Origin of the sequence: Geomobilimonas luticola, from assembly GCF_018476905.1 — a bacterium.
GTDB lineage: Bacteria > Desulfobacterota > Desulfuromonadia > Geobacterales > Geobacteraceae > Geomobilimonas > Geomobilimonas luticola.
Genome location: NZ_JAHCVK010000002.1, coordinates 33337 through 52460 on the forward strand (window position 1 = coordinate 33337; position 19124 = coordinate 52460).

A 19124-nucleotide genomic window follows, 5' to 3' on the forward strand; every position below is an offset into this window, starting at 1 on the left:
TGTATGTAAAACTATTTTACAGAGGTCGGAAGGGATGGTCCGGGTTAAGCCAAGGGGCAACGGTGTGAAATTAATGGACAGAATTGATCGTCAGGTCACGAGGGTACTTCATTGTCATTCCTGAGCTGAAGACGCTTGTTCAGGGTCTGTCTGGTGATGCCGAGCATGGTCGCTGCGATTCCCTGGTTGCCACCGGCCCTCTTCATCGCCTCGTCGAACAGGTATTCCTCCACATCACGGACAGTGGGAAACCGACCGAAAAGGGAGACAAGGGGGTCGTCGGACAAGGATTCACGGGGGTGGGAGGGGGGCAATGACGCCCCGCTTTCAACGATCACCCTGCGGAAATTTTCCATGGAAAGGACCCCGCCGGTATGGCGCGCGACGGCGTCAAAGACCATGGCCTGGAATTCGCGCACATTTCCCGGAAAGGTGTGGACCGCGAGCAGCGTCACCAGTTCTGCAGGGGGGGTTGGCTTCTTTCTTTCCAATTCCTGCGCCGCGAGAGCGAGAAAATGATCGAGAAGGAGCGGAATGTCTTCCATCCGTTCTCTCAAGGGGGGAATTCTGACCTGATGGGTGCAGAGACGGTAAAAAAGGTCGTTGCGGAATTTCCCTTCCTCCATCCGTTTGCGCAGGTCGCGGTTCGTGGCGCAGACGATACGCGCTTCACTCTTGCGCGCCACGTCGGAGCCGACGGGATAATACTCCCTTTCCTGAAGGAGCCGCAGGAGCTTGATCTGTGACGCACCGTTCAGGTCGCCGATCTCGTCGAGGAGGAGGGTTCCTCCGGCTGCCTTGGCGATGAGTCCCTCCCGGGGCTGGTCGGCCCCGGTAAAAGCACCCTTTCTGTGCCCAAAGAGCGTGTCGGAGAACATGTTGTCATCGAGTTCAGCGACGTTCACCGCCACATAATTCCCCTTGAGCCCGCTCAGCTGGTGCACCGCCCTAGAAAACAGCTCCTTTCCCACGCCGGTTTCGCCGGTGATAAGGATCGGCTGGCGGGACCGGGCGGTGATCTCCAGATACTGGAAGACCGCCCGCATTTTCTTGCTGTCGGTGACGATGGCGGAGAATGCTTCGGGATGGTCGAGCCGGTCTTCGAGGAGGCATTCCTTGAGGGAAGAAAGTTCCTGGGAGAGAGAACCTATTTCCCGTGCCTTGGCGACGGAAGAAAGGAGTCGTCCCGACTCCACCGGTTTGACCAGGTAGTCGAAGGCCCCCGCCTTCATGCAGTTGACGGCGGTTTCGGTTTCGTCTACCGCAGTCATGACGATAACGGGGAGATCGGGATGGCGTTCTGCGATGAGCGGCAGGAGATCGAGTCCCGATTGATGGGGCATGAAAAGGTCAAGGACGATCGCAGCTGCACCATGTTCAGCCAGAAAGGGGAGAAGTGCGCGACTGTCGCTCAGGGTAACGACGTTGCCATATCCGTTTCCCAGCAGGATAAGCTTCGATGCCTTGAGGATGTTTTCCTCGTCATCGACCAGCACGATAGGCAGGTGATCATTGCTCATATCTCGGTATCCCCCGGTTCTTTGCAAAGTGCCGCCGGCAGGCGGACGGTAAAGGTGGTCCCTTTTCCGGGGAGGGACTCGAAATCGAGTTGTCCCTTGTGATCCCGGACTATCGAATAGCAGATTGCCAGGCCGAGCCCCGAACCGCCGCTATCCAGGCGGGTGGTGAAGAATGGATCGAGCACCCGGTCCGCGATGTCGTCGGGAATCCCCTGTCCCTCGTCGGCGACCTTCAAGACTACCCAGTTATGTTCGGTATCGAAGAAGGTGGTGACCGTAACGCCTTGCTCCTCCGAGGGCAAAGACTGGAGCGAGTTGACGATCAGGTTCATGATTACCTGTTCCAGTTGCTGTGCGTTCCCCGTAACGGGGGGGAGGGACTCTGCCAGATCAAGTCTGAAATTGCGGGTGTGTTTTCTGATCTGGTGGTTGAGGATGGAAACCGACACGGACACCGCCCGGTTAAGGTCCGTTCGGTCGCTGAGGGTTGACGTCCCATTCCGGGCAAAGTCCTTGAGGTTGTTTATGATGTCCCTTATTCGGATGGAGCCGTCCCGTATGCCCGAAACAACTTCGGGGAAGTGCTCGATCATCTGTGAACAGGGTATTCCTCCCACCATGAAATCTCCGTTTGTTTCGCACTCTTTCCTGAGGATCGGATAGATATCCTTGCAGGCCCTTCCGAGGATCTCGGAGTTTATCAGAATGAAGTTGTTGGGGTTGTTGATTTCATGGGCGATGCCGGCTACAAGCACTCCCAGGGAGGCCATTTTGTTGGTGTGAATGAGTTTTGCCTGGATGAGGCGTGTCTCGTCCTCGAGCCGTATTCGCGCCGAGATGTTCCGGATCGAGCAGTAGACCAGATCAACGTTCTGGATGGTAACCACTTTCCCCCGGATGGACACTACGATTTCGCTACCGTCTTTGCGCAGATGGTTGATCCGGTCGATCTGGAGCCGGTCTTCCCTGGTCACCGCCGTCATGATCTCGCAGAACCGTTCCAGGTCGGGTTCTTTCACGAAACAGGACGGACCTTGTACGAACAGCTCCTGCTTTGTGAATCCGTAGAGTTTCTCTGCCACCGGGTTGATGTCGATGATCCGGCATGAGCCGGGCTTGAATAGAATTATGGCATCCTCAGTCTGCTGAAATAGCTGCCGGAAACGTTCTTCACTCTTCTGGAGAGCTTCTTCGGCCCTGGTCCGCTCCGCAATCTCCGTCTCCAGATTCTTTACGGCGGCAGTAAGTCGGGCAGTCCGGTCGTCTACGAGCGATTCTAGGTTGAGTTTGTACTCCAGCAGACTTGCCTCTGAAAGTTTTGTCCGTTCGATCTGGTTTTCCAGGGGTTTGAAGACAAAGGAGCGGAGAATGGGGGCTAGAAAGATAAGAAGGATTATCGAATCCAGGACCATGGTGAGGAGTTGCGGCGTTGCCGGGAAGAAATGGAGGACTACCATTACACCCATCTCGGTGATAAAGATAGCGAGGGCGATGACGACTATCAGCCGGGAGGGAGTTTGATAAAGCTTCTCCCGCCAACCACCTCTGTTATCCTGGTTTGCTCCGCAGTTTTTCATGAAGTTCATCTGGTATCCGGTTTCCCGCCCCTCCCCGGGGAGCGCTGCAAGGGAAGGTTGCACTGTGCCATGGGCTGACATTTCTTGTCAATCCTGTAATTACACAGCATTACCGGTTCTTGCTGTCTATGGGTTAAAAAATATTACACCCCTCAACTAGAAGGGGGTTCGTATAAATCTTCCGTTATGTCTGCAGGTTGGAGCGAGTATGTGCGCCGAGAAAACGGTGGCATGGTTTGTGTAAAAATACCTCGCATCAATCATGTCCGTTTGTCGGGGTACTAGCTTAACATGGCCGAGACATCACTCATCGCTGCGACCCTCGGGCTCTCCTCACCATGGAGGATATCCGGAATCGATTTTTCCGACGAGGAAAAGCGGATGGATATTTATGTCGAGTTTACCCACGGCGGCCCACTCTTGTGTCCCCATTGCGGCGCCTCTGCCCGACTGGGTGAAACGGCTCGTGAGGTCTGGCACCACGCAAACTTTTTCTGTCATGCCGCCTACCTTCACGTTCGGGTCCCTTCTCTGCTCTGTACCGCTGACTGCGGCGTCAGCAAGCTCCCGCTACCCTGGGCGCGGCAGGATTCCTGCTTCGCACTGCTCGTGCAGGGAACAGCACATAGGTTCCCCCGTCTGTAACGCAATTACATTCACCTGTTTTTGCAATCCTGAATGATGCCTGGATGAAGGAATCGATACGCAAAAAGGGACCGCTCCTGCGGTCCCTTTGCACGACACATTGATACGAAAGATCGGGCGATGGCTCAGTCGTCGTGCCCCCGTCCCTTTTCTTTCCCATGGCGCTTCCGCTCTTCCTTTTCCCATTTTTTTTCATCCTTCAACTCTTCCTTGCGGTGCTTCTTCCACGCCTTGTCGGGACGGAAGTATTTCCCCCGGTAATGTTCGCGGTCGTCGCGGTAGTGGCGATACTCCTCGTCCCGGTAATGACGGATCTGTTCATAGCGGTATTTGTGCAGGCCGGGGGGGAGATGCCGGTCGGACACTACGACCCACGGGCCGTTGTAACTCCGTCCCCGGAACCATGTGCCTCCGTTGTATAGATAATAGCGGCCGGAGATGTACACCATGTCGTAGGGAATGTCGATGGCAACGTGAAAGCCGAGTTCAGGGGGGGCGAGAAACACCGGCGGTTGCTGGATGATGATCTGTGGGGGGGCGGGAGCATAGACTGGTGGTGGCGGTGCATACACTGGTGGTGGCGGCGGCAGGGGCGACCCTCCCCGGATATTGATGTCGAAGCCGACATCTGCCCCGAAGGCGGCGCTGGCGGCAAGCGAGAAGGTAAGGGTAACGGTTAGCAACGTACGTTTCATGACTGGATAACCTCCTGGATGGAATCGTTCCCGTCGCCGGGAACGTGGGGCTTGCGGATGTCACAAAAAAAGCCGCATTGCCGGTGTATACCTGTTAAAGATATTTCGGCAACCCGGCTGTCTTCGTGAGACCCTGTAGGCTTTCCGTCCCACCCTCGCGGGTGGTTTAGTATTATCGTGTATCCACGGTACGGTGGCGTTCCGATGTTCTGAATAGCCTATGTTAACGGCGGAAGTCAAGGGTTTTCGTGGCGGGGTATGCGCAACGTGCTTTTCGCGGATTCCGTGGCATAGTATAGACTGCAGGCAGGTGTCAATTCGTGAACGAGAGGAGTTGTCGTATATGGCCAGGACTGTCTGGGTTGATCGTGATGAATGCATCAGTTGCGGACTGTGCGTGTCACTGCTGCCGGAAGTGTTCCGCTTCGAAGGGGGGAAGTCGGAAGCGTACAATCCGCTCGGCGCGCCGGAAGAAAAGCTCCAGGAGTGCGTCGATGGCTGCCCGGTTGGGGCTATACACTGGAAGGCTTGAGTCGGTTCCGGGAAAGGGGCGGGCCGTAGTTCGCTCCGGTCACACGCGTTCGTAGGGCTCGAACAGACGTTTGAACTCATCCAGGGCGTAGCGGTCGGTCATGCCGGCGATGTAGTCGCAGATGACACGCTCCCGCCCCGCCACTTCCATTTTGCGCAGGTATTTGCGGGGTAGAAGGGTAGGGTGCTTGACGTATGCCTCGAACAGATGTGAAAGATAACGTTCCGCCTTTACCCTCATCCGTTCGACTTTGTAATGACGATAGAGGTTCTCCAGCAGGAACCGTTTCAACTCCTTGTTCTTCCTGGCCAGGCCGGGGCTCAGGCTGACCATCGGCCGATTGACCCTGCGCAGGTCGTCAAGGCTTTCGATGCGGGCTTCGGCGATGGCGGCCAGTGTGGTGACGGTGAGGTCGTTGATGAACGTGCCAATGAGGGCGCTAATGGTCTGGTACTTCTTGCGCTCGGCATCGATAGACGGGTATCTTGTGCAGACGGCGCCGTAGACCTCCTGCCACAATTCCACCTGCTGCAGCTGGTCGAGGGTGATGTAGCCGGATTTCAGCCCATCGTCGATGTCGTGGTTGTTGTAGGCGATCTCGTCGGCGAAATTGATGAGTTGCGCCTCGATTGTCGGCACGACACCAGGCTTGAAGTCGGCAATGATCTCCACGGGACGGTCGTACGGGGAGGAGTGCTTGATGATACCCTCCCGCACCTCCCATGAAAGGTTGAGACCATTGAACCCGGGATATTTTTCCTCCAGTTCGTCCACGACCCGCAAGGACTGGAGATTATGCTCGAATCCGCCGTGGCTTTCCATGAGGCGGTTGAGTACCTCTTCTCCGGTGTGGCCGAAGGGGGTGTGTCCGAGGTCGTGGGCAAGGGCCAGCGCCTCCGTGAGCTCCTCATTGAGTTTGAGTCTGCGTGCAATGGCCTTGCCGATCTGGGCCACTTCCAGTGAATGGGTGAGGCGGGTGCGGTAGTAATCCCCTTCGTGGTTGACGAATACCTGGGTCTTGTACTCCAGGCGCCGAAAGGCGGCGCAATGGATGATCCGGTCCCGGTCCCGTTCGAAAGCAGGCCGGTCGTCGCGCAATTCTTCGGGGTATCTTCTCCCGAGGGAGTTGACACTCCGGGCGGCGTACGCGGCCAGGTCAGGCCGTTCCACGGCTGCAGTCGAGATCATGGGCATCTCCCCGAACTTGTATCTACACGTCACGCTTGTGCGGAGTCGTATTTAAACCCGCCCCGTGAGGGGTGTCAACAACAAAGATTGCTTGACTCGATTTCAGGCAGCATGATAAATTTAAAACCTTTTTAAGAATGCTTAAGGAAATATCCAATGGTAGAGAAGCAATGACAAACCGTTTGCTGGAGCGGGTTCCCGACACAATCAGGAAGAAACTGGGGACGCAGAGCGGGGTGTGTCTGCTCAACGGCCGGGAGGTTTTTGCCGCCCTTGCGGGCGAAGAGCAGATCATCATGGCGTGCAATGCCCGGATAAAGCATGTCATTCCCGGTATCTTGCGTGCTGCAGAGGAGCTTGATGCCGTTGTTGCATTCGAACTGACCAGGACCGAGGGGGGGGTAGACGGCGGCTATACCGGCCAGACCCCCGAGCTCTATTTCGCTACGGTGACGGAGTACGCCGAACAGTGCGGTTTTACCAAACCTTTCCTTATCCATGGCGACCATATTACGGTAAAAACCACTGATGTTGCAGAATTCGCGGAATCCGAACGGCTCCTGACGGCCCAGATTGCGGCGGGGTTCACCTCCTTTGCCATCGATGCGTCCTTCAATTCCCTTGCCGCCAATATCGATATCGTGTCACGTCTCGCCCGGCCGGTGTGCGAAGCGGGTTTCGGCCTCGAAGTGGAGCTGGGGGAAGTGCGGCCGGTGGGGAGCGAGTCAAACCTGACGACAGTGGAGGAAGCGCGGGAGTTCCTGGCCGCCCTTGCTGCAAGGGGTGTGCGACCCCAGCTTCTGGCCATCGACAATGGGTCCAAGACGGGCAACTATCTTGACGGACAGATGGTGAGCATAGATCTGGAGAGAACCAGGGCCATCTACGACGTTGCCGTTGCGGCAGGCCTTGCCGGTCTGGTGCAGCACGGCATCACCGGCACCCCCCTGAGAATTGTGGGGAAGCTTGCCGAATACGGGGTCCGCAAGGGAAATATCGGCACCCTCTGGCAGAATGTGGCCCATGCGGGGCTCCCCCTCGATCTCATGGACGCCATGCGTCACTGGGCAAGGGAGAACCGGCAGGACATCAAGTACGCGACCCGCGTCTTCAAGGCGGAGATCGACGCCATTCCGGAAGAGAACGCCCGCCAGATCCAGGAGATGGCGTACCGGGAGGCGAAGGAGTTTATTACCGCCTTCCGTTCCGTGGGAAGCGCCGGCAAGCTTGGACGGCTGCTGGGGAGCGGGCAGTGCGGGTCATAAGCGGTTCCGCCCGGGGGCGCCGGCTTTTCACCCCGGCGAACCACCGGGTAAGGCCAACTGCAGACCGGGTAAAGGAGGCACTGTTCAACATTCTGGCCGGTGCGGTCGATTTTCCCGGCTGCCGGGTGCTCGATATCTTCGCGGGGACCGGCAACCTCGGCATCGAGTCCCTCAGCAGAGGGGCCGGCATGGCGGTGTTCGTTGACAGCCACCGGGAGTCCGTAGCGCTTATCAGGAAAAATCTCTTCCTTGTCGGGTTTGATTCACGGGGGCGCATCATCGAGCGGGATGCCGTGACGGCCCTGGGAATGCTCGAAAAAGAAGGGGAGCTGTTCGACCTGGTGTTTCTCGACCCCCCCTATGACCAGGGTCTGGCGGAAAAAGTCCTCAACAGCCTGGCCGGTTCGCCGTTGCTCCATGCCGGCAGCCTGGTGGTGGTGGAGGTTTCCAGTCGGGAGGATCTGCCGGATGCTTTTGACAGGCTTGTCCGGTTCGACCGGCGTGTGTACGGCGATACCGCACTGGTGTTCTTTTCCCTAGAGGAATAGCCCCCGTGGGTCTGCATTCACGTCGTCCCAATTCAAGTACTTATGTATGGAAAAGGATGAGCATGCCACGAAAAATTGCCGTCTATCCCGGTTCCTTCGATCCCATAACCTTCGGTCACCTGGACATCATCAATCGAGGTCTGAGGATTTTCGACAGCGTGGTGATTGCCGTGGCGAAAAATTCCACGAAAAATGCCCTCTTTACCATCGAGGAACGGATCGAGCTCATCAGGGAAGTGTTGAAGGGGAACGACCGGGCCAAGGTTGACACCTTCGACGGCCTTCTGGTAGACTACGTCCGCGCCCAGCAGGCCACAGTCATCATCAGGGGGCTGCGGGCGGTGTCGGACTTCGAATACGAATTCCAGATCGCCCAGATGAACAGGAGCATCACCCAGGATGTGGAAACCCTCTTCATGATGACCTCCGTTCCCTACAGCTACCTCTCGTCGTCCATCGTCAAGGAGGTCAGCTCCCTGCACGGTCCGGTGGACGGACTGGTGCCGCCGCTCGTCAAGCAAGCGCTTATCAACAAGTTTTCATCATAACACTCACAAACAAGGAGACCCTGCATGAATCCGTTAGCCGTAGAACTCAACGAGATGCTCAAACAGAGCAACCCTTATGTGCTGGAGATGCTGTCCGACCTGGGCAAGAACCTTTTCTTTCCCAAGGGAATCCTTACCCAGTCGGCTGAAGCCAAGGAAAAGGCCCACAAATTCAACGCCACCATAGGGATTGCCACCGAAAAAGGCGGCCCGATGTACCTCCAGTGCATTCAGGACAAGCTCTCCGCCTTCGACCCGAAGGACATCTACCCCTATGCGCCGCCGGCCGGCAAGCCGGAACTGCGGGCACTGTGGCGGGAGAAGCAGCTGCGGGAGAATCCGAGCCAGCAGGGGAAGCACTTCAGCAACCCGATCGTCACCAACGCCCTCACCCACGGCCTCTCCATCGTTGCCGACATGTTCGTCGACAACGGCGACCATGTGATCCTGCCGGACATGCTCTGGGGGAACTACAACCTGACCTTCGGCACCTGCTCCGGCGCCGTCATGCGGAAGTTCCCTACCTTCACCGTGGCCGGCGGCTATGACGTCGACGCCTTCAAGGCCGAGCTGAAAAACAGTGCCGAGGAAAAGGGGAAAGCCGTTGTCATCCTGAATTTCCCCAACAACCCGAGCGGCTACACCCCGACTGTCGCCGAAGGTGACGCCATCGTCGCCGCCATCAAGGAGGTCGCCGAGAGCGGCTGCAACGTCGTCGCCGTCACCGATGACGCCTACTTCGGCCTCTTCTACGAGGACAGCCTGAAGGAGTCGCTCTTCGGCAAGCTCGCCAACCTCCACCCGCGCATCCTGGCGGTCAAGCTTGACGGCGCCACCAAGGAGGAGTTCGTCTGGGGCTTCCGGACCGGCTTCATCACCTTCGCCGACGGCAACAGCTTCGAGAACGAGCGGGTCATGACCGCTCTGGAGAAGAAGGCCATGGGGATCATCCGTGCCCGGATCTCCAACTGCCCCCATCCTTCCCAGACCTTCGCCATTGAGGCGCTCCGCTCCCCGAAATTCCTCGAACAGAAGGAGGAGAAGTTCCAGGTGTTGAAAGGGCGTGCTCTCAAGGTTAAGGAAGTGCTCAACAGCGGCAAGTACGATTCCGCCTGGACCTACTACCCGTTCAACTCCGGCTACTTCATGTGCCTCAAGCTGAAGACCGTCGATGCCGAGAAACTGCGGGTCCACATCCTTGAAAAATACGGCGTCGGCGGCATTTCCATCGGCAAGACCGACCTGCGTATCGCCTTCTCCTGCATCGAGGAGAAGGATATCGCTGAACTGTTCGACATCATCTACCAAGGGGTGCAGGACCTGGCCTGATCATCCTGTTTCGGGCAGCTTGATGAGCAAGGGGGGGAGACTCGGTCTCCCCACCCTTGCAGCAGGGAGCTCACATGATTACGAAAGAGATGACGATTGGTGAAATAATGCGCCGCTATCCCCAGACGGTGGAGGTTTTTGCCCGCTTCGGCCTGGAGTGCAGCGATTGCCAGATCGCCGACTTTGAGGAAATCGGGCATGGAGCAGGTGTCCACAAGGTTGATGTCGATGAGCTTCTTGCTGATCTCAACCGGGCCGCAGGGGTACAATAGACCGTAGGTTCCATTAACGAGGCAATCGCTGCCCGTGGTATTTCATCAGTCCGATGGTTATCCGGAGTCCCCTGGTTACCCCCTCTTTACGTTGCAGTTACCTTCCTTTAGTGCCGTTCCTCCTATCCGCCCTACCCACTTCCATAGATTATGCCCTTAGGTGATGCCACCATTTTTCCTGTCGTTTGTTGACTGCTCTGACAGTTAGATTATAGTGTGTAATTCGTGTACGTAAAAATTACATTGTGTGAGTACTCACTGTTCCTGCAAAGGGGGGAGCAGTGGCGTGGTAAATGATGTGTCTTGGACGGCAGATTTCGGATGCAGTATAAAACAATCAACAATTACAGCTTGTTGTGGCATGGCTTGCTGTGTTGCTTCTGTGTGGCACGCAAATCGCAGTAGTGGAATCCTGTAGATTTGTCAGCAGTGCGGAGAGTTTCCGCGGTGCATACGGAGGTTGCAAGGTGCTCTACAAAAGTGTTAACGAGTCATTCAACGAGTTCCTCATCGACCGGGCCGATGCGAAGTGCATCCGCTGCAAGGTCTGCGTGAGGCAGTGCGCCTACGATGTCCATGCCTATCTTTCTGGCGAGGATGCCCTGACTGAGGACAACAGCCTTTGTATCGGCTGTCGTCGTTGTTCGGCCCTTTGTCCGACCGGCGCCATTACCATCAGGTCCAACGAGGAGAGTTTCAAGGCAAACGCGTCGTGGTCCAGTGCCCATATCCGTAACCTTTACGCCCAGGCCGATACGGGAGGGATTCTTCTGGCCGCCATGGGTAACCCGGCCAAGTACCCCATCTACTGGGATCACCTCCTCCTCGATGCTTCCCAGGTGACCAATCCCTCCATCGATCCGCTCCGCGAGCCGATGGAGCTCCGCACGTATCTGGGGAAGAAGCCCCACGTCGTCGAAGTCGTCAGGGACGAGAAAACCGGCAAGGCGAAGCTGGCGACCAAGCTGTCTCCCCAGCTCAAGCTGGAGTACCCCTTCATCTTCTCCGCCATGAGCTATGGCGCCCTTAACCTCAACGCCCACAAGGCGATGGCTGCCGCTGCCCAAGAACTCGGCACCATCTACAACACCGGCGAGGGTGGACTTCACAAGGACCTCTACCAGTACGGCAAGAACGTCATCGTACAGGTTGCCTCGGGGCGTTTTGGCGTCAGCGAGCAGTACCTTAATGCCGGGGTCGGGATCGAGATCAAGGTGGGGCAGGGTGCCAAACCGGGAATCGGAGGCCATCTGCCGGGGGAAAAAGTCAACGACCAGATATCCGAGACCCGCATGATACCCATCGGCTCCGATGCCATCTCGCCGGCGCCGCACCATGACATATACTCAATCGAGGACCTGCGCCAGCTGATCTATGCCCTCAAGGAAGCCACCAACTACGAGAAGCCGGTGTCGGTAAAGATCGCCGCCGTTCATCACGTGGCTGCCATCGCCTCCGGCATCGCCCGTGCGGGTGCGGACATCATCACCATCGACGGTTTCCGCGGTGGTACCGGCGCGGCCCCCCAGGTGATCCGCGACAACGTCGGTATCCCCATGGAACTAGCTCTGGCGGCGGTGGATGCACGCCTGCGGGACGAGGGTATCCGCAACCAGGTATCCATCGTGGTCGGTGGTGGCGTCAGGAACTCCAGCGATGCCATCAAGGCCATTGCCCTGGGTGCCGATGCCATCAACCTGGGAACATCCACCCTCCTCGCCCTGGGATGCACCCTCTGCCAGCGCTGCTATACCGGCAAATGCCCCTGGGGAATCACCACCAACAATCCGTACCTCGCCAAGCGGCTCAACCCGGAAATCGGCGCGGAGCGGCTGGTGAACCTGGTTCACGCCTGGGGGCACGAGATGAAGGAAATCCTCGGAGGGATGGGGTTGAATGCGCTGGAGTCGCTGCGCGGCAACCGGTACAAGCTGCGGGCCGTGGGGTTGTCGGATCAGGCCATGAACCTGCTGGGGGTCATGCCGGCCGGGGAATAAATAGGACCTATGTGACTTATGGGTCCCATGGGACCTGTTAAACGAACTATGAGGAAGAGCATGAAACGTATCTACACCATAGAAGATGCATGTATCGGCTGTCACCTGTGCGAGGTGGGGTGCATAACCGAGCATTCCCAGTCCAAGGACCCGGTCCGGGCCTTTCTCCATGAGCCGGTCCGTTCCATTTCACGCTGCACGGTGGAGGAGTTGGACGGAGGGGTGATTTCCCTCTCTACCACCTGCCGCCACTGCGATGAACCCGACTGTCTGCGGGCCTGCATTTCCGGGGCAATCCAGAAGAACGATGCGGGAGTAGTGCGGATCGACACCGAGCAGTGCGTCGGCTGCTGGTCCTGCGTCATGGCCTGTCCCTACGGAGCCGTGCAGCGGAACCTTGCGAAGAAAAAGGCCAACAAGTGCGACCTCTGCCCTGACCGGAAGAGCCCCGCCTGTGTGGATGCCTGTCCCAACCGGGCGCTGGTGTACAAGGAGGGGAGCCAGAAATGAACTACGTGATCATCGGCAATTCGGTCGCTGCAGTCGGCGCCATTCGTGGCATTCGCGGGGTGGACGACAAGGGGAACATCACCGTCATCTCCCGTGAGCGGCACATCGCTTACGGCCGACCCCTCATCTCCTATCTGCTCGGCGGGCTCATAACCGAGAAACGGATGGCCTACCTGCCTGAGGATTTTTACGAGAAGAACCGGGTAAACCTCCTTCTGGATGCAGAAGTGGTCGGGGTTGACAGCACCAGGAAACAGGTGAAGCTTGCAGCCGGCGATACTATCGGGTACGACAGGCTCCTCGTCGCCACCGGCGGCGATCCGTTCGTCCCCCCCATCGAGGGGCTTGCCGGCAAGGAACGGATCTTTACCTTCACCACCTGGGATGACGCCGAGAAACTGAAGGGGATCGCGGCCGACATGGAGAGGGTAGTAGTGATCGGCGGGGGGCTCATCGGCCTCAAGGCAGCCGAAGGGATTCACCTCCTCGGCAAGCAGATAACCATCGTGGAACTGGCAGACCGGATACTGTCCGCCGCTTTCGACCGTCCCGCGGGGCGGGTGGTGGCCAAGAAGATGAAGGCCAACGGCATCGACGTCATTACCGAGGACACGGTAGTGCGGATCGAAGGGGAGGGTGCGCGGATAAGCGGTGTCACCCTCAAGTCGGGGGACTATATCTCCTGCGACACGGTGGTAGTGGCCATCGGTGTCCGCCCGGCCGCAGGGTTCCTCAAGGGGAGCACGGTGGACGTGAACCGGGGGATCGTGGTGAACGACACCATGGAAACTTCGGTGAAGGGTATCTATGCCGCTGGTGACGTGGCGGAGGCGAGCGACTTCTTCTCCGGCCAGAAAAACCCCATGCCGATCTGGCCGGACGCCTATATCCAGGGTGACGTGGCCGGTACCGCCATGGCGGGGGGGAAGAAGACCTACGGCGGTGGCCTGGCCATGAACTCCATCGAGCTGTTCAAGGTTCCGACCATCTCCATGGGTATTACCAATCCGTTGGAACCGAAGGAATTCGATATCCTCACCTATCAGGACATGGAGAACTACCAGTACCGCAAGATCGTGCTGCAGGACAACCGCCTGGTCGGGGCCGTCCTGGTGGGCCAGGTGGACCGGGCCGGCATATTCTCCGGCCTGATCCGGGAGAAGGTCGACGTGACGCCGTTCAAGGAGCAGCTTCTGGCTCCCGACTTCGGCATTATTCACCTGACAAAGGAAATCAGGAACACCCTGTTCGCCCCCTACGGCAAAGTCGCCTGATCGGGCTTTAACGAGAAAACCATAGAGGAACCCATGAAGAATAACCTGAAGCCAACCCATAGATTCGAAAAGGACATCTCCAACTGCGGTCTGACCGGCTTTATCTCCAAGTCCGGCAAACTGGTGGAGGGAAGCGTCATCATCAAGTCAATCGCCCTTATGCATGATCGCGGGAATGGCCTGGGGGGCGGTTTTGCCGCCTACGGCATCTACCCGGACTTCAAGGAGTTCTTTGCCTTCCACCTCATGTACGAAAGCGGTATGGCCCTCCAGTTGACGGAGGAGTACCTTGCCGAGCATTTCCTTATCGACCATCACGAGGAGATCCCGACCCGGCGGAATGCGGCGATCACCAATCCACCGGCATTCCGGCGCTACTTCGTCAAGCCGCTGGAGACGGCGGAATACAAAGAAGCGCGCGAGTTCCAGAACATGACTGACGAGGACATCATTGTCACCCACGTCATGCGGATCAACAACGAGATCGAGGGTTCCTTTGTCGTGTCGTCCGGCAAGAACATGGGGGCCTTCAAGGGGGTGGGGTATCCGGAAGAGATCGCCGACTTCTTCCGCCTGGAGGATTACAGCGGCCATATCTGGACTGCCCACAACCGTTTCCCGACCAATACCCCCGGATGGTGGGGCGGCGCACACCCCTTCACCCTTCTGGACTGGTCCATCGTCCACAACGGCGAGATATCGTCCTATGGCATCAACAAGCGCTATCTGGAGATGTACGGCTACCTCTGCACCATGCTTACCGACACCGAGGTGGTTGCGTACATGCTCGACCTTCTCATCCGCAAGCACGGTCTGTCGCCGGAACTGGCCAGCATGGCCCTGGCTGCGCCTTTCTGGGACATGATCGACTCCCTTCCCGAGGACGAACGCCAGCTGCTGACCGCCATCCGCCAGGTATACGGCAGCGGTCTCCTGAACGGTCCCTTTGCCATCCTCTTTGCCAGCAACGAGGGACTCATCGGTCTCAACGACCGGGTCAAGCTTCGGCCGCTGGTCTGCGCCACCAAGGACGATTTCGTCTATATGGCGTCTGAAGAGGCGGCAATCCGCGAGATATGCTCCCAGCCCGACCGGGTCTGGTCGCCCCGCGGTGGAGAACCGGTCATCGCCCGGCTGAATCCGGGAGTCATTTAACTACAGGAAAAGGTAAAGGTAGAGGTAAAGAAAAGTCTCGCCTTTACCTCTACCTCTACCTGCGACGTAAGGAGCATACACCATGAAAATCGACGCTCAGGGCGTTTATTACAAGGACCTGAACAACCAGATCCGTTCCGCCGTTGCATCAGGCGCCGACAAGATCGAGTTGGTCAACGTCAACGGGCAGTATTTCATCGGCGATGGGATCAACCGGCCGGTTACCATCACCATCAAGGGGGTGCCGGGGAATGACCTGGGGGCCTTCATGAACGGTGCGACCATCGTTGTCAGAGACAACGCCCAGGACAACATCGGCAACACCATGAACGCGGGAAAGGTGGTCGTCCACGGCCACGCGGGAGACGTCCTCGGTTACGGTATGCGGGGGGGGCGGATCCATATCCTCAAGGATGTGGGATACCGGGTCGGCATCCACATGAAATCCTACCAGGAGAACAAGCCTGTTCTCATTGCCGGCGGCAAGGCGGGCGATTTTTTCGGCGAGTACATGGCGGGAGGCGTGCTCGTGCTGCTGGGGATGTTCAGTGACGACCCCGCGAAACCGCTCCACGGGTTTTGCTTCGGTACGGGAATGCACGGTGGTACCATCTTTGTACGGGGTGGGGTCGACGAAGCGAAGCTGTCGCGTGAGGTGGGTGTGTTCGAGCTGACCGGCGAGGACCGGCAGGAGCTGGAAGGGTATGTGAAGGAGTATTGCAGGGATCTCAAGCTCGATGCGAAGGAGATCCTCAGGGAAAATTTCGTCAAGGTCCTTCCCAGGAGCAAGCGCCCCTACGGCAATCTCTACTGCCCCATGCCGCGGTAGTGGAAGAGACAACGCAGACAATGACACCGGTTGTGCGCATGCGCAGCCGGTGTTTTTTTGTGTGTGCGGGTGCCGGTCGTGGGGCGGGGAAGCAGGCTAGACGTAAACTATTTCCACCTTGGCGAGATAATGTTCCAGTTCGCCGGTGAGGCTGCGCATGGCGTTTTCGTTCTGGCTCAGGGCGGCTTTTTCCAGGTCCTGGCCGATGCGGGACAGTTCATCAAAACCGTAACTTCCTCCGGACCCTTTGATGTTGTGCCCCAGTCGCTTGACCTGCTCGTAATCCTTCCCATCCAGGGCTGTCATGATGTCGGCGATGTTTTTCTTGCGCAACTCGAGAAAGAAGGGGATCGCTTCCTGAATCTCCGCGTCAATTTTCACCACGATCCGATCGGATTTGACAGAGTTTTTCATATCGTACCACCTGCTGTATTCACTATCGTTTCGATGAGTTTGTCCTTTCTGACCGGTTTGGAAATGTGGAGATCGCAGCCTGCGGCCAGGCAGTTCTGAATGTCCTCAGTTGAAGTAAAGGCGGTCAGTGCAATGATCGGCGTGGGGGTGAGATCCCGTTCCTTTTCCAGTTGACGGATTGCCTTTGTGGCGCTGAGTCCGTCCATGATCGGCATCTGCATGTCCATGAGGACCATTGCGTACGAGCCGGTCTTGAATTTTTCCACCGCAACAGCTCCATTTTCCGCCTCGTCCAGTTCGAAACGGGTGCTTTTCAGGAAAAGCCTGAATATCTGCCGATTGTCTTCCGCATCTTCGGCCAGGAGTATCCGGACCATATCCTGGGAGGGTGTTGGCGTTGCGTGCGTCTCCTTGCGCATCGCAGGCCTGTGTCCGGCCTGGGGGAGGTGAAGGATTTTGGCAATGGTTTGACGGAGTTCGCGCCGTTTGAGCGGTTTCAGCAGATGGGCTGTAATGCCGAGTTCGTAGAGTCGCCGAATGTCGCTCGATGGGTGGTCGGCGCTGAGCATCATGATGGTCCTGGTCAGGAGTGTCGGGTCCTGCAGCAGCAGTTGTTCCATGACCTTGATGCCATCCGAGGCAGCTAGCCGGCTGTCCATAAGAAGCAGACGGTAGGGTTCGCCTGCTTCACGTGCAGTATGCAGTGCGGCCAGCGCCCCGTCACTGTCGGCGGCCGTATCTGCCTCTGCTCCCCAGCAGGCCAGTAATTCCCGTGTGACCGCTCGGGCACTGGCGTTGTCATCCACAATGAGCGCCTTGATGCCCGCCAGGTGGCTGGTGGAGAATTCGCTGTCGGGGAGCGCCGCGGGCTGAACTTCGAGCCGGACGGAACCGAAGAACGTGCTCCCTCTGCCGACCTGGCTTTCGACCCAGATTTTCCCTCCCATCTGTTCGAGAAGCAGTTTGGAAATGGCCAGGCCGAGGCCGCTTCCACCGTATTGGCGCGTGATGGATGAGTCTGCCTGGCTGAATTTGTCGAAAATGGTGTCGATTTTATCGGGGGGGATGCCGATCCCCGTGTCAGATACGGCAAACAGGATTTCTGCATGTCCCTGCTCGACGGCACTTGTTTTCACCTCAAGGCGTATTTCGCCCGAGGCGGTGAATTTGATGGCATTGCCGATGAGATTTGTCAGGACCTGCCGCAGGCGGTTGGGATCACCCTGCAGAAGCAGGGGAGTGTCCGGATCGATCCTGCAGATCAGTTCCAGTCCCTTTTCATGCGCTCTGACAGCCAGCATTTCGTTGGTCCGGTCGATGACTTCTTCCAGGTCGAACGGGATGGTTTCGAGCTCCATGCGGCCTGCCTCTATCTTGGTGAGATCGAGAAGGTCGCGAATGAGTTCCAGGAGGGTCAGGCCGGAGCGGTGGAGGATGCCCAGGTATTCCTGTTGTTCGGGAGTCATGTCGGATTCCCGCAGCATATCCGCCATGCCGATGACCGCGTTGAGCGGCGTACGGATTTCGTGGCTCATGTTGGCGAGAAAGTTGCTTTTTGCGCGATTGGCAACTTCCGCCAAGTCCTTGGCATGGAGCAGTTCCTGCTCGGCCCGCTTCCGTTCGACGATCTCTTTCTTCAGCCCTTCATTTGACCTGGCCAGCTGCCGGGTTCGTAACTGAACGGTTTCTTCGAGGCTCTGGTTCAATTCCTCCAGTTCCTCGCTCTTGAGCTGCAGTTCCCGTTCCGTCTGTTTCAGGCTGCTGATGTCCTGCGCGGCGCAGATGATTCCCTGCAGGGTGCCCGTTTCGTCGAGCATCTTCGCCAGGGAGGCGAGGACCGGGATCTCCCGGCCGTCCTTTCTGCAATATGCCTGTTCGATCCCTTCGATGAAGCCGTCCTGGGCCAGCATGGTCGCCTGTTCCCGGTTCAGGAATTCCTGGTTCCGGAATAAAAATACTTCTGCGGGTTTGCCGATCAGCTCTGAATCGGAGTAGCCGAGCAGTTCGCAGAAAGCCCGGTTGACCGTCTGAATGGTATGATCGGGGGAAAGAACGACCAGTGCGTCATGCATGGTGTTGAGAAGGCGGTCCATGTACTCTTTCGAAACCGTGGTCCGCTGGAGATTTTCGGCCATCAGGTTGAACGCCTCTGCCAGTTGCCCCACCTCATCCCGTTCATTGATGTGGATACGGTGAGACAGGTTTCCCCTCCCGACGGTTTCTGCACCGACGGCAAGGGCCTGGAGTGACCGGGTAAGGGCTCTGGCAAAGAAAACCGCGATGAGGCTCACCAGGATAATCGCGCCGACAATGATCCTGGTGGTCCAGCCGGTGATGTTGTCGATGCTTTTCTTGATGGAGTCCGCAGACATGCCGCAGTGCACGATACCCAGTTCACCCTTCATGACCGGGACGGCAATGTCGTAGACGAGTCCCTTCTCCGTATTCAGGGGGACAATGCTGTAAGGCTTGTCTGCGGAAATCCGGTTGACGGTGAGGAGGTCCGTGGGAAAGGTTTTGCCGAAGGTCTGGGCAACAACTTCGTTTTTCTGGTTCACCGCGAAGATATAGGTCAGGTCGTTCTCGCTCGCAAGATAGTCCTCGGCAAGCATTTCCACAAGGATGGTGGATTCGGTCAGGAAGGGGTTGGTGGCGACCTCGGCAAAATGTCGGGCTATGGAGACGCCGCGCAGCTGCAACTCCTTCACGAGCCGGTCATGCACGGTCGTCTGGATGAGCACGATGAATATCACCCCCAGAAGAGACAGGAGGCTGATGACGCCGAGGAGGAATTTACTCCGTATGCTTACTGGTTTAATGGACACG

Annotated in this window: 18 protein-coding genes and 1 riboswitch; of the genes, 12 read left to right on the forward strand and 6 right to left on the reverse strand. The window is 57.6% G+C overall.

The features are described from left to right. Positions 1 to 95 precede the first annotated feature (95 nt). Together KI810_RS06850 and KI810_RS06855 are read right to left on the reverse strand one after the other, a co-directional pair. Positions 96 to 1520 (reverse strand): sigma-54-dependent transcriptional regulator, encoded by a 1425-nt coding sequence (locus KI810_RS06850; protein WP_214174770.1) that lies wholly within the window; start codon positions 1518 to 1520, stop codon positions 96 to 98. After that, the gene (locus KI810_RS06855) at positions 1517 to 3178 is read right to left on the reverse strand and encodes a PAS domain-containing sensor histidine kinase (protein ID WP_246525355.1); all 1662 of its coding nucleotides are present in this window, start codon (positions 3176 to 3178) and stop codon (positions 1517 to 1519) included. The genes KI810_RS06850 and KI810_RS06855 overlap by 4 nt, the downstream gene beginning before the upstream one ends. A gap of 210 nt (positions 3179 to 3388) precedes the next feature. On the opposite strand from KI810_RS06855, the gene KI810_RS06860 reads away from it, so the two are divergent. After that, the gene (locus KI810_RS06860; RefSeq protein ID WP_214174771.1) at positions 3389 to 3742 is read left to right on the forward strand and encodes a hypothetical protein; all 354 of its coding nucleotides are present in this window, start codon (positions 3389 to 3391) and stop codon (positions 3740 to 3742) included. Positions 3743 to 3867: 125 nt separating this feature from the next. Here the strand turns inward: KI810_RS06860 and KI810_RS06865 are convergent, their stop codons facing one another. After that, the gene (locus KI810_RS06865) at positions 3868 to 4437 is read right to left on the reverse strand and encodes a YXWGXW repeat-containing protein (protein ID WP_214174772.1); all 570 of its coding nucleotides are present in this window, start codon (positions 4435 to 4437) and stop codon (positions 3868 to 3870) included. A 104-nt stretch (positions 4438 to 4541) separates the two neighbouring features. After that, positions 4542 to 4618, reverse strand: a riboswitch (cyclic di-GMP riboswitch). A 162-nt stretch (positions 4619 to 4780) separates the two neighbouring features. On the opposite strand from KI810_RS06865, the gene KI810_RS06870 reads away from it, so the two are divergent. Then, complete coding sequence (locus KI810_RS06870) at positions 4781 to 4969, forward strand: ferredoxin (RefSeq protein ID WP_214174773.1); 189 nt, start codon at positions 4781 to 4783, stop codon at positions 4967 to 4969. A 39-nt stretch (positions 4970 to 5008) separates the two neighbouring features. Here KI810_RS06870 and KI810_RS06875 read toward each other — a convergent pair whose 3' ends face one another. Further along, entirely contained in the window at positions 5009 to 6157 is a 1149-nt protein-coding gene (locus KI810_RS06875; protein ID WP_246525357.1) for a deoxyguanosinetriphosphate triphosphohydrolase, read from the reverse strand. Between the two features lie 170 nt (positions 6158 to 6327). Here KI810_RS06875 and KI810_RS06880 point away from each other — a divergent pair, with 170 nt between their 5' ends. From KI810_RS06880 to KI810_RS06925, 10 genes are all read left to right on the forward strand, one after another. Beyond that, positions 6328 to 7422 (forward strand): class II fructose-bisphosphate aldolase, encoded by a 1095-nt coding sequence (locus KI810_RS06880; protein ID WP_214174775.1) that lies wholly within the window; start codon positions 6328 to 6330, stop codon positions 7420 to 7422. Then, complete coding sequence (gene rsmD, locus KI810_RS06885; RefSeq protein ID WP_214174776.1) at positions 7410 to 7970, forward strand: 16S rRNA (guanine(966)-N(2))-methyltransferase RsmD; 561 nt, start codon at positions 7410 to 7412, stop codon at positions 7968 to 7970. Before KI810_RS06880 ends, rsmD begins: the two co-directional genes overlap by 13 nt. Positions 7971 to 8032: 62 nt before the next feature. Continuing rightward, entirely contained in the window at positions 8033 to 8518 is a 486-nt protein-coding gene (gene coaD, locus KI810_RS06890) for a pantetheine-phosphate adenylyltransferase (RefSeq protein ID WP_214174777.1), read from the forward strand. A 24-nt stretch (positions 8519 to 8542) separates the two neighbouring features. Continuing rightward, positions 8543 to 9847 (forward strand): aminotransferase class I/II-fold pyridoxal phosphate-dependent enzyme, encoded by a 1305-nt coding sequence (locus tag KI810_RS06895; RefSeq protein WP_214174778.1) that lies wholly within the window; start codon positions 8543 to 8545, stop codon positions 9845 to 9847. Between the two features lie 74 nt (positions 9848 to 9921). Continuing rightward, positions 9922 to 10119, forward strand: a complete 198-nt coding sequence (locus tag KI810_RS06900; RefSeq protein ID WP_214174779.1) for a DUF1858 domain-containing protein — start codon at positions 9922 to 9924, stop codon at positions 10117 to 10119. Between the two features lie 467 nt (positions 10120 to 10586). Next, positions 10587 to 12116, forward strand: coding sequence for a glutamate synthase-related protein (locus KI810_RS06905; RefSeq protein WP_214174780.1), 1530 nt, complete (start codon positions 10587 to 10589; stop codon positions 12114 to 12116). 60 nt (positions 12117 to 12176) lie between these two features. Then, positions 12177 to 12626 (forward strand): 4Fe-4S dicluster domain-containing protein, encoded by a 450-nt coding sequence (locus KI810_RS06910; RefSeq protein ID WP_214174781.1) that lies wholly within the window; start codon positions 12177 to 12179, stop codon positions 12624 to 12626. Beyond that, positions 12623 to 13900: an NAD(P)/FAD-dependent oxidoreductase gene (locus KI810_RS06915; RefSeq protein WP_214174782.1), complete on the forward strand. Its 1278-nt coding sequence runs from the start codon at positions 12623 to 12625 to the stop codon at positions 13898 to 13900. Before KI810_RS06910 ends, KI810_RS06915 begins: the two co-directional genes overlap by 4 nt. 33 nt (positions 13901 to 13933) lie before the next feature. Further along, complete coding sequence (locus KI810_RS06920; protein WP_214174783.1) at positions 13934 to 15055, forward strand: class II glutamine amidotransferase; 1122 nt, start codon at positions 13934 to 13936, stop codon at positions 15053 to 15055. Positions 15056 to 15137: 82 nt separating this feature from the next. Beyond that, on the forward strand, positions 15138 to 15884 hold the full coding sequence (locus KI810_RS06925; RefSeq protein ID WP_214174784.1) for a GltB/FmdC/FwdC-like GXGXG domain-containing protein: 747 nt from the start codon (positions 15138 to 15140) through the stop codon (positions 15882 to 15884). 96 nt (positions 15885 to 15980) lie between these two features. Here the strand turns inward: KI810_RS06925 and KI810_RS06930 are convergent, their stop codons facing one another. Next, positions 15981 to 16298, reverse strand: a complete 318-nt coding sequence (locus tag KI810_RS06930; protein ID WP_214174785.1) for an Hpt domain-containing protein — start codon at positions 16296 to 16298, stop codon at positions 15981 to 15983. Further along, positions 16295 to 19123: a response regulator gene (locus KI810_RS06935; RefSeq protein ID WP_214174786.1), complete on the reverse strand. Its 2829-nt coding sequence runs from the start codon at positions 19121 to 19123 to the stop codon at positions 16295 to 16297. The genes KI810_RS06930 and KI810_RS06935 overlap by 4 nt, the downstream gene beginning before the upstream one ends. Position 19124 lies beyond the last annotated feature (1 nt).